The following is an 11,489-nucleotide window of genomic DNA, read 5'->3' on the forward strand; positions in this document are numbered from 1 at the left end:
AAATCTAAGTGTTTAATAATAAGCAAATCACCTTTATGAACGTAACTTGTTTAAATGATGCAAAAAATCTATCGACCAGATCAAATTATCATCAACTAATATGGAGAAGACCCTTATTTTTTTTACTTAATGGGACTTTTGTTGATGTTTCATGAGCTTATAACGCGAAGATAATCGCGGATGTTTATAATCATCACCTTTCTGTCAATCGTTAGACTTTTAGATATTTTCCCAAGAGCAGTATACCCTTTTTTACTCCCCGTGTTATCTGGTAACTTTCTTCCAGCAACCAGAAGCTCTTCCTCCACGTTTCAGTTTAACAATTTTGGCGTATAAAAATTTAACGGCCCGTAGATGGCAGGTCATGGGTTTCACTGATAATCATTAAATTATTATAACGTTAATTTAAGGAGGGTGACTATGAGGCAGACATATCAAAAAAACCGATATAAAATCATGTATTTTATAACAATTATTGCCGTAACACTCTTCCTTGCATTTCCCTGGTGTGTTCAGGCAGGTGAGTCCTACAAGCCAAAGGAGGTGTATCAGTACACTGTCAAGAAGACGATCAAGATTGAGATGCGAGATGGAGTCCAGCTGGCAGCAGACTTACACTACCCTTCAAAGGATGGAAAGGTACCGGCCGAGGGGAGGTTTCCTGCCCTTTTGCAGCGAACTCCCTACTACCGGGCTAACGAAGGCAATGTTCGTGATGCAACGTATTTTGCCAAGCACGGTTATGTGGCTGTAGTTGAGGATGTCAGGGGACGATTCGGTTCGCAGGGCCCGGGTCTGTATGCCAACTGGTATGACGGCGACGGTCATGAAGGACCTGATGGATATGATACTGTCGAGTGGATTGCGCGGCAACCCTGGTCGAACGGCAAGGTGGGAACATGGGGCTTTTCTACACCGGGAGCCCACGCCTATGCGTGCCTGGCGGCACGGCCGCCACACTTAGCCGCCTTTCTGGCCTGTGCGGCAAGCTGCAATTACTGGAAATGTGGCCTGCGGAATCATGGCGCCTTTGAAATGAGATACTTCCATGGAGCATACGGCATAGGCGCCATGGGTGAACCGAATCCCAAAGCGAAAACAATTCTCGGCCTTGCGATACGACGTTTTGACAGAGAACTCGATGCCTGGCCTATCGTGAAAGGTAAAAATCCCCTTGCCGAATTTAATAAGTTATCGGGAAGCCCGTCCCGCGCGGATTTTTCTCTTGAAGATTGGTATTTCAACGTTATTTCTGATAGCGACTGGCCTGGGAAAAACAATTTCTGGATCCATCCGGGACAAGCCCATGAGCTTTATTACTGGAATATGCCAGATATCCCGATGCTGCACTACACATGCTGGTATGACAGCTACAATGGCATCCAGGACAGAAATTTCACCGCCCTTTCGAAGTTGAAAAAAGGAAAACAATACCTGGTCATGTCCCCACGCACTCATACCACAAACTACCAATTGACAGTCTCAGGTGATATAGAATTAGGTCCGGCCCTGGCCGAAGATTACCGGGCCTGGATCCTTGCATGGTATGATCAATGGTTTCGGGGAATTGACACGGGCGTCAAAGGCAAGCCTCCAGTAAAGCTGTGGATCATGGGCACTGGCACGGGGCGAAAGACCCCAAAAGGACACCTAGATGTTGGAGGCCACTGGCGGTATGAACATGAGTGGCCTTTGGCCCGCACCCAGTATACAAAATACTATTTTCAAGGGGATGGCGCCTTAAGCCCGGAACCGCCAAGAGGCAATGTTTCTTCAACCACCTACCAGTATGATCCCGATTACCCTGTGCCAAGTATCGGAGGATGTATCTCGGCTTTTGGAATGTGGCTCGTTCCTGGAGGATATAACCAGGTCGTGACCGAAAAGATACCTCGATATGTTAAAGGACCCAGAGCGTTAGGTCCTTTGAGCAAACGGGCGGATGTCATTGTCTTTCAAACTCCTCCCCTGCAAAAAGATGTTGAAATCACCGGTCCGGTGAAAGTCAGGATTTTTGTTTCCTCCGACTGTGTTGATACGGATTTTACGGCAAAACTAATTTATGTTTTCCCTCCTAATGAAGATTATCCCGAAGGATACGCGCTCAACCTGGGAGACGGTATCATCCGCGCCCGATACCACGGGAATCCGGATAATAATTTTGCTATCAGACACAAAGAAAAATTAATCGAGCCTGGAAAGATATATGAGATGGAGATTGAGCTAGGGGGAACCGCAATAATCGTGAAAAAAGGCCATCGAATCAGGATTGATATCTCGAGCAGTAATTACCCCCGCTTTGACTGCAATCCCAATACTGGAGAACCGCTGGGTCTCCATAAGAAGACTAAACTTGCCACCAATATTATCTATCATGATCGAAATCACCGCTCATATGTTCTGCTGCCAATAATTCCAGATTAACAAAGGCATCAGTAAATGAGCCAATGGTGGCAACTGGTTCTCGGATCAACCCAACTCGGTTTTTAATATTAACCTCAGGTGGTGAAATACTGAAACCCGATTTTTACAAAATGTTACGTACGTTCGAAATTAACAAAAAGGCCGATGTATAGTAGAGGCCGCGGCAGGTGACACAATTCCATTTACAATTCAACAATTTTCAAAAGGAGGAACAAAATGAAGAAAAGTATTACTTTACTCACGTTTCTATTACTTGCCTTAATCCTGGTACCCCAAATTTATGCTGCTGATTATCCCAAAAAAACGGTGACTTTTATCTGTCCATACTCTCCTGGCGGTGGATCGGATGTTATGGTTCGCTGGATCGCAAAAATCATTAAGGATCATCGCTTTGTACCCAAGTCGGTAGTTGTAGTTAATAAAACAGGAGGCGGCGGCCTTGTTGGAAAGGGTTTTGTTTTCGGCAAACGGGCGGATGGATATCACATTACGCTAGCGGATCTAGGAAATGTCATAAGCCCGATCGTTACCCCCAACGCCAAGTGGAAAACCACAGACTGGGACTATGTTGCAAATATGGTTTATGATTTTAATCTCCTGTGTGTCAAGGCGGGTACTTACAAGGATCTCTCCTCCCTGATCAAGGCCGTTAAGGGGAGTAGTAAAATCTTTAGTGCGGGCGGCACTGGAGCTGTTGGCGGCCCGGATTCCATGTGCACGCTCAAACTGAATCAGGCCAGTGGCATTAAAATTCGGTATGTCCCCATGAAGGGTGGAGGAGAAGTCGTGGCCAGCCTTTTAGGAGGTCATGTAGATATGGGCTGGTTTAACCCAAGTGAAATCTTGGGCCAAATTGAGGCAGGGAAAGCGGTCCCACTCGCAGTGACATCTGTGAAGAGATTGACAGTCCTTCCAGACGTTCCCACCTTTAAGCAACAAGGGTACGATGTTATCTATACACAACAAAGAGGACTATGCATGAAAGGTGGCACTTCCCCGGCGATCGTTGAATACTGGATTGATATCCTTTCAAAAGTTATTCAGACTGAGGAGTGGAAATCAGGTTATTTGAAAAAACACAGCCTGGAAAATGGATGGTTGCCTGGTAAGGATTTCAAGAAATGGATGCTTGATGCGGCTACGGATTTCAAGGCCTCCATTAAAGAACTGAAAAAAATGGGAGGATGATTCTGTCATTTCCCAGATCGCATTGACAACAAGCCCGAAACCTGCTTGTTGAGGCGCTGGTTTCGGGCTTGTATGTTCTATGAGTTTACCCAACGGATATTAGAACCATCTAAATAAGAACCTGATGGTTTGGATTCCTGAAAGAGACTCTAAATCAGGAGAATACTGATGAACAACAAGGCCGATATTCTAGGCTCCCTTTTTCTTCTAGTCTTGGGTGTGGCTTTTAGTATAAAGGCTTACTTAATACCTCTCCCTCTTTTGCAGCAGGATGTTAATACTACTCCTGCTTTCTTCCCCGTATTGGTGGGACTCATTTTCGTGATACTGGCCCTTATTCAGCTCACCAATTCCATTTTATCCTGGAAAAGAAGTGAGAAGTCAGACTTGAGAAAGCTGTCTGTCCGAAGGATGGCTCCTGCCTTGATACTTCTTCCAATTTTATTGGCTTACATCATTCTGATACAGGTCTTTGGCTGGTTTCTATGTTCGGTGCTGATGACGGTTGCAGTAATCGCAATATCAGCCAGTGCATTAGGCAAGCAGATGTCAATTTGGAAGAACGCCCTTTTTGCAGTGGGTTTTTCGGTTGTGATATTTATTCTTTTTAATCACTTATTAGGAGTTCCGCTGCCCAGCGGAATTTGGAGTTTGGAAATCCTTTTACTGGGGGAGTGAGTCGAGAATGGAATTTTTGAATAATTTGGCCCTGGGATTTTCGGTTGCCTTTTCAGTACAGAACGTATTATTTTGCTTTTTAGGCGCCTTCCTGGGAACTTTTCTTGGCGCCTTGCCAGGAGTCGGGGCAATCATGGGGGTCGCTCTGCTCGTGCCTCTGACTTTCAGCATGGACCCTATTACAGCCATGATTATGTTGGCCGGGATATACTATGGAGGTCAATACGGCTGCGCCATCTCGGCTATTCTCCTTAATATTCCTGGTGACGCCCCCGCGATCCTGACGATCATGGATGGCTATCCCATGGCCCAGCAAGGCAGGGCGGGTCCTGCTCTGGCCATTGCGGCTATTGGCTCTTTTATTGCGGGCACCTTCGGTGTCCTGGCTTTATCGCTTGTGGCGGTACCTCTCGTACACTTTGCCTTACATTTCGGCCCACCAGAGTACTTTGCCCTTATTCTCGCTTCGTTGGTTAGTTTAGCTGGTATTTTCGGGGAATCCGTTATTAAAAGCCTGATGATGGTGGTGTTGGGCCTCATGGTTGGAACATTTGGGATGGATCCAGTTTCGGGAGCTGAAAGGCTTACTTTCGGATCCGTAAATATGATGAATGGATTCAGCTTCATCGCCGTGGCGTTAGGGATCTTTGTCATCCCGGAGCTGCTTAAAAATATAACCAGCGGAGAGTTGGGGGAGGTATTCAAAGCCCCCATTAAGCGGATTCTCCCGACTCGTGAGGACTTTTCTAAATGCAAGTATACCATTCCCCGGTCGAGTGTGCTGGGCTTCATTGTGGGCGCCCTTCCCGGGGCAGGGACGACTCTTGCGGCTGTGCTTGCTTATACTTTAGAGAAAAAAGTCTCCCCTGATGCAAAGCAGTTCGGTCACGGCGCCATCCAGGGGGTATGTGCAGCAGAATCTGCTAATAATGCCGGCTCTGCTGGGGCATTTGTGCCGCTTCTTGCACTTGGTATTCCCGGATCTGCGGTGACGGCTATCATGCTAGGGGCCTTCATGATGTTTGGCCTTCGCCCAGGCCCTTTACTTATAAAGTCCAATCCAGACCTGGTCTGGGGACTCATTTGCAGCATGTATATCGGGAATATCTTGCTCTTGATTCTCAACCTGCCATTGATCAGACTCTGGGTAAAAATCATTCAGATCCCATACCACATTCTGGTAGGGATCATCCTCCTGTGCAGTACAGCCGCTTGTTATGCATCGAACGGTAATATTTTCGATCTCTATGTAATGTTTGGATTCGGAATTTTAGGATGGATTGTCTCCCAACTTGGTTACTCGGTGGCGCCTATTCTGCTTGGATTGATCCTCGGACCAATACTGGAATATAATTTTAGAGATTCTCTAATCATTTCAGATGGAAATCCTTCCATCTTCTTTACTCGGCCTATCTCATTAATATTCATCATATACACTATACTTATCATAGTGGTTCCCGTCGGGAGGCGTTTAATTCTTCAAAGCCGCAATAAAGCATAAGTTGGAAAATTGGTAACCCTTCGCCAGGCAGATTTGCTACAAACTTTGCCCGTTTTCCCACATTATGATTAGGACAAGACAGGAATCCCGTTATAGGAATTGATTAATCCTGTTCTATATGGATTCCCGCTTTACTCCGGTCATTTACACCATCCTGACCGTCTAGGCCCAGAGGCAGGTCATCTCGTTTGGTCGAGGCTTGCTTTGGATCTGTTTAGCGCCCCATACTATATTGACCACTTAATGCCCTCTTATTGTGGGTCAAGCTTATTAATACGATTCACTCGGTCAGGCTAAACGTGATCGAGGCGCTTGACAAGGCAGGATTGAAAAATAAGGTCAAGGTGATGATCGGCGGGGCGCCGGTCACTCGCGAGTGTGCTGATGAGGTTGGCGCCGAGGGCTTTGCCGAGGATTGTGCATCTGCGGTGGATGAAGCTGTTCGCTTGATGAACCTTTAAAAAAATTTTTATAAACATTATTATTAAGGTTGGCAAGAAGACATACGCTAGTTTGAGAAGGGCTTAAGAAAGTGCCCATTTTCGGAGCAGAAAGGAAATTTTAAGGGTATGATAAATAGAGAACGTTTTAGAGCCATCGCCAGGTTCGAGAAGCCAGGAGATCTATCCACCACTGACACTTTCTGGCAGGGGACCCTGATATCTTGGGTGGAAAATGGAGCGCCCCCGCAGCTGACAAACAGCACTTATCGTGGGGATTACTTTGGGTTTGATCACAGGCGTAATATGAGAGAGATCGTCTCCGGACTGGTGCAGGTTCCTTACGGGGTGGGTGAAGTTGAGTCGTATCTTGCTATCCCGCCGATCGTTCCTCAGTTTGAGCCAATTGAAATACTGGACAGATTACCCCGGGATGGGTCGCGCTGGCACAATATGGCTTGCTGATCAGGGTATAAAAGTCGTTGGGACCGATGCGCCCGGTTGGGATCGGCCATTCAGGTATCAGGCCGAGGATTTCAAGAAGACTGGTGATAGGAGTTTGATCTGGGAGGGCCATTTTGCCGGGATTGAGAGAGAATACTTTCAGATGGAAAAGCTGGCGAATCTGGACCAGCTCCCTTCATACGGCTTTAAAGTATCCTGTTTTCCCATAAAGATCCTGAATGCAGGGGCAGCCTGGGTCAGGCCGGTAGCGATTATTAAGGAATAGATGGCAAAGGAGATTGGTTCGATGAAAGTTAAATGGTTTTCGACTCCGGCTCTGTTGGTGTGCCTGGTTGTTATTCTTGGCTTTGCAGTGCCCGCAGCGGCCCAAGGCGCGCCTAAGATAACCAAAGAACAGCTCAAAGAGATGCTGGATAATCCCGAGGTGATTGTCATTGACGTCCGTCTTGAGATTCTCTGGAAAGCCAGCAAATTTAAAATTAAAGGCGCTGTGAGGGAGAAAAGTGGAAAAGCGGAGAAATGGGCCGGTAAATATGACAAGACAAAAACCTATGTCTTGTATTGCGCCTGACATTTTGAATTCAGTGCTGCCAGGATGGCAAAGCAAATGATAGAGATGGGGTTTACCAAGGTCTTCGCACTCAAAGGCGGTTGGCGTGAATGGGAAAAGGCTCAATATCCCATTGACCCTAAGTAAAACAGAGGAAGCAACCCTTTGATTGATCGCGGCTGTCTGGCCCCTATTTCACGCCCTGACAAGATCAATGACCGTGATTTCGGGCGGAGCAAGAATACGGATAGGCGGACCCCAGACGCCAGTACCGCGACTGACATACAGGCGGGAATGATTTGGAAGATCGAGCAGGCCGGTGCCGAACTCATAAATATAAGGCGTGATCAGGTTAAGAGGAAAAAACTGCCCCTTGTGAGAATGCCCGGAAAGCTGCAGGTCAAAATGACCAAGCGCTTGTTTATCAACAGCCGGCATGTGTTTGAGCAGCAAGGTATAAATTTCAGAAGGCAGCTTCGAAAGCAGGTCTTTTTCAGATACTTTTGAGGCCTGTCCAAAGTGCTTGGCAGCATGATCGTCAACGCCGGCAATGTTAATGAGCCCGGCCACGGTGATTCCTTCGCCTCTCAAGAGCGTAAAGCCGACTTTTTTAATAAACTTTGCCGCTTGAGATATCCCCCAGTAAAACTCATGATTTCCGGTAACGGCAAATTTTCCGTACGTGGCCTGAATCTCACGGAGAGGCTGAATCAGGCGCTCGATATTACACCTTGCCGAATCTACGAGATCCCCAGTGGAAACCAGAATGTCAGGTTTCGCTTTTTTTACCTCTTCGATAATTCGTTTTAACCTTTTTGCCCCTATGGTTACGCCGAGATGCACGTCGGAAATCTGCACAATTCGCAGCGAATTCGACCCTTTCGGAAGCTTGGGAGTCTTAATGACCACTCTCTCGGTGCGAATATTCTTTGCTTCAAAGTACCCGTAGATATTCAAAACAGCCGAAAGCATGAGAGAAACATAAAAGGCCGTCTTCGAGGACGGTATTGTATTAGAGAAATCCCGGTTAGATAAAAACCCTCCCGCATACACCGGGATACGGTAAGCATCAATAAGGAGGTGTACCAAGACAAAATAAAATGAGATGCCAAACCAGATATATCCAATGTTAAACATCAGGCGCGCCATGGAGCGAGATATAATCCTCTCCACCAGGTAGCCGAGAAGGACAGCAAAGATCAGGAAAGCCATGAGAAAGACCAGCCAGCTCCCTGCCCGGTCGCTGAAGCGAAAAGCGACGTGGGCTTTCATGAAGATGTAATAGTGCATTAAGCTGTAAAGAAAGACGAGAAGAAATAAGAAGAATATCCATCCAGAGACTTCATTTATCCTTTTCATGCGCTCTCTTCCCTCAAGTATCAAACGACTGTTTGCAGTATCTGTTTAAGTTTCCCTCTTTAGATTCCGCATCATTAAGAAGACGGGATATGTTTCTCCGAATCAGGTGAGCTTAATCCCGTGTTTTGGCTTATCAGCCTAGAATCCACAATTAAATCTTCCAAAGGATTTTTAATGTGCCTTGCTTCATAGACTCCATAACCGGCATTTTTCAGGCAACCTGGTTGGACTTTATAACCTCTGGCCTGATTGGTCAAGATTTAACTGCATTTTTATTATATCATTCGGATTTTTGATATTGGTTAAATATTGATTTTTATTTTCATGATATTTATTGTTGGAAAAATGATTGAACAATTCAGCATATGATGATACACCATAATAACCGAAATTAAATCATATAAAACAAGATATATGTCAGACAGGTCTTGGAGCCGTTAATAATTTTATACTTAACCAGGTCAGCCTGAAAGGAGGAAATGGTCATGCGTAATAAAATTTTTTGGACCGTGGTGGTGTGTATCATCTTTTTCTTAACTCTTCTAGCCGCGGGCGCGGCCATGGCCGGGGCCAAGGATACGGTCAGGGTGGGCATGTATTCCGATCCAACGACTGTGAACCCGTTCCGGTACAAGACCGGGAATGACGAGGTCGCCTTTGGATCCATGTTTCAGGGTATGTTGAAGGTGGATGACAAAACCGGAGACCTGGTGCTTGGACTGGCCGAGTCCCTCAAGATCATGGAGAATGGCAAGGATATCAGAATCAAGCTCAGAAAAGGCCCGAAGTTTCCAGCAGGAGATCCGGTTACGGCGCACGATGTGCGGTTTTCATGGCGGCAGCATTTAAACAAAAAGAACAAAAGCCTGTTGAGATCGGTTTACAAAAAGATTCTAGACGTGGAAATCATTGACGATTACAACTTCATCTATCGGTTCAAAGAGCCGTATGCCCCCTGGGAAAGCCTGATGAGCATGTCTATCGGCTCAAAGAACTACTATGACAAAGTTGGTATGGACGGCTTCAACAAAAAGCCGGTGGGCAGCGGGCCTTTCAATCTTATCGAGCGAAAGATCAGCGAGCGCATCACCATGGAGGCGGTGAAAAATCACCATGACCACAAGGTTGATTTCAAGACTTTGCAGCTCGTAACCGTTCCTGATGATATGACCCGCCTGGCCATGCTGGAAACAGGAGAGCTGGACCTGGTGTACTATATTCTGCCTCACCTGGTTAAAAGGATTGAGCGCAGGAAGGAGATCAAGGTGAAGCGCTCCGGCATGGCGCCAAGTTATTTTGCCCTCTCACTCCGGGCCAATCCCAAAGATCGGATCATACGGGACCGGAACCTGTCGCGGGCCCTCAACTATGCTATCAACCGGCAGGAGCTTATAGACAAGATTTTCTTAGGAGAAGGTTACCCTCATTACATGGGCGCGGACCGGAACGAGTATGGCTATGATCCAGACTTCAAGTATGAATTCGATCCGGAAAAAGCACGGAAGATGATTAAGGCCTCGAGCTATAAACCTGGCACACCGTTAATGCTTACGTATGTGGCTGAGATGCCTCACGCGGCCCATGTGGCGGCGGCTGTCCAGAAATACATGAAGGACGTGGGCGTAACCATCAAGCTGCAGCTTATGGATGAAGGAGTCTTTTTGACTTATTCCCGGACAAACGACCCAAGGCTGGGCCACATAATCACTTACTCATGGGCGGGCGATCGTGATCCGATCTGGAGAATGATGCTGGGCGTGAAAAGCGATGGTTTCTACACAAACTACAAGAACCGGCCCAACAAGGACGTCATTGACAGGCTTTGTGACGCGCAGGCCATAGAAATGAACAAAGAAAAGCGGCTGGCCATCCTCAGGGAGATTCACAAGCTCCTTCAGGAGGACCCCAGCGTTATTCCCTTGTTTGGGTTGAACATGATTTACGCCATGAGAGACTGGATTGATTATAACTGGCTGCCCAAGAGCGCGGACATTGCCCATCTATGGAATATCAAGGTTGTAAAATAACTTGAACTTAGAGGCTTATTAGCGGCGGCCCTGGAAGGCAACACAAGCTAGAGAATTTCAGGGTCGCCGGTTTTTTTTATTCCTCCCCGGTGATTTGAATCTCTCTCTTAAGCCAGCGCTGATACCGCCACAGCGCGGCCAGGGCCCGGGTCGCGGCTTCAGGCGAAGTGAAGATCGGAATCTCCGGCTCCGCTTCCTTACTTATAATCTCCACCATCTTATTATGACTCACGACACAGATCAGGCAGGGCTTGTCCTGAGCCTGCTTTTTAACCCCGGCTAAATCCCCGAAATACCGGCCGGACAGAAATTCTTCCGGGTTGATAAACCGCATGACCGCATAGGGCGTGGCGATGACGGCCAGGACCATATTAATGTCAGGGTCTTCCATTAAGGCGTTAAAGGCCAGGGGGAACTGCTGGGACGGCCCCACGTCAAGCGGGTTTGACACGTTCATCCATACCGGCGCGCCAGCCTTGGCCTTGGCGGCCGTAGCTTTTGAAAGCGGCGGTACAGCCAGACCGGCGTCAATGGCCGTGTCAGCGGCCAGGGCCCCCATGCTGCCGCTGCCTGTTACGATTGCGAAACGATTGCCGCGCGGCCGGGGCTGGGTTGAAAAGACCTGCGCCAGCTCCACCAGCTCGTTCAGGCTTTTGGCCCGGGTGACGCCGGTCTGGGCGAACATGCCTTCATACAGCCCGTCTTCCCCGGAGAGGCTGCCGGTGTGTGAGGCCGTGGCGGCCCGGCCCACCGGGGTCCGGCCGCTTTTAAGCACCAGCACCGGCTTGTCGCTAGTCACTCTCTTCAACGTCTCGACTAAAAGCCGTCCGTCGGCCGCGCCTTCAAGGTACATGGTA

Annotated in this window: 11 protein-coding genes; 9 read left to right on the plus strand and 2 right to left on the minus strand. The window is 47.6% G+C overall.

All coding sequences use genetic code 11. The annotated features are described in order from the left end of the window. Positions 1–420 precede the first annotated feature (420 nt). From JRI95_13755 to JRI95_13790, 8 genes are all read left to right on the plus strand, one after another. Complete coding sequence (locus JRI95_13755) at positions 421–2,424, plus strand: CocE/NonD family hydrolase (protein ID MBW2062608.1); 2,004 nt, start codon at positions 421–423, stop codon at positions 2,422–2,424. A gap of 216 nt (positions 2,425–2,640) precedes the next feature. Further along, positions 2,641–3,612: a tripartite tricarboxylate transporter substrate binding protein gene (locus JRI95_13760; protein MBW2062609.1), complete on the plus strand. Its 972-nt coding sequence runs from the start codon at positions 2,641–2,643 to the stop codon at positions 3,610–3,612. Between the two features lie 168 nt (positions 3,613–3,780). Then, positions 3,781–4,290: a tripartite tricarboxylate transporter TctB family protein gene (locus JRI95_13765; GenBank protein ID MBW2062610.1), complete on the plus strand. Its 510-nt coding sequence runs from the start codon at positions 3,781–3,783 to the stop codon at positions 4,288–4,290. A 7-nt stretch (positions 4,291–4,297) separates the two neighbouring features. After that, positions 4,298–5,791, plus strand: coding sequence for a tripartite tricarboxylate transporter permease (locus JRI95_13770; protein MBW2062611.1), 1,494 nt, complete (start codon positions 4,298–4,300; stop codon positions 5,789–5,791). Between the two features lie 299 nt (positions 5,792–6,090). Then, positions 6,091–6,252, plus strand: a complete 162-nt coding sequence (locus JRI95_13775; protein ID MBW2062612.1) for a hypothetical protein — start codon at positions 6,091–6,093, stop codon at positions 6,250–6,252. A 108-nt stretch (positions 6,253–6,360) separates the two neighbouring features. Continuing rightward, positions 6,361–6,696 carry a hypothetical protein gene (locus JRI95_13780; protein MBW2062613.1) on the plus strand — a complete coding sequence of 112 codons (336 nt, stop codon included), beginning with the start codon at positions 6,361–6,363 and terminating at the stop codon, positions 6,694–6,696. Next, the gene (locus JRI95_13785; protein MBW2062614.1) at positions 6,590–6,961 is read left to right on the plus strand and encodes a cyclase family protein; all 372 of its coding nucleotides are present in this window, start codon (positions 6,590–6,592) and stop codon (positions 6,959–6,961) included. The genes JRI95_13780 and JRI95_13785 overlap by 107 nt, the downstream gene beginning before the upstream one ends. A gap of 21 nt (positions 6,962–6,982) precedes the next feature. Beyond that, the gene (locus JRI95_13790; GenBank protein ID MBW2062615.1) at positions 6,983–7,267 is read left to right on the plus strand and encodes a rhodanese-like domain-containing protein; all 285 of its coding nucleotides are present in this window, start codon (positions 6,983–6,985) and stop codon (positions 7,265–7,267) included. Between the two features lie 174 nt (positions 7,268–7,441). Here the strand turns inward: JRI95_13790 and JRI95_13795 are convergent, their stop codons facing one another. Then, a complete protein-coding gene (locus JRI95_13795; protein ID MBW2062616.1) occupies positions 7,442–8,605 on the minus strand; it encodes a metallophosphoesterase in 1,164 nt (387 codons plus the stop codon). A 485-nt stretch (positions 8,606–9,090) separates the two neighbouring features. On the opposite strand from JRI95_13795, the gene JRI95_13800 reads away from it, so the two are divergent. After that, a complete protein-coding gene (locus JRI95_13800; protein MBW2062617.1) occupies positions 9,091–10,632 on the plus strand; it encodes an ABC transporter substrate-binding protein in 1,542 nt (513 codons plus the stop codon). Positions 10,633–10,708: 76 nt separating this feature from the next. On the opposite strand, the gene JRI95_13805 is transcribed toward JRI95_13800, so the two are convergent. Then, positions 10,709–11,489, minus strand: a 781-nt coding sequence (locus JRI95_13805; protein ID MBW2062618.1) for a hypothetical protein, incomplete at its 5' end; no start/stop codon positions are given.

Source organism: Deltaproteobacteria bacterium, assembly GCA_019308995.1.
Taxonomy (GTDB): Bacteria; Desulfobacterota; Desulfarculia; order Adiutricales; family JAFDHD01; genus JAFDHD01.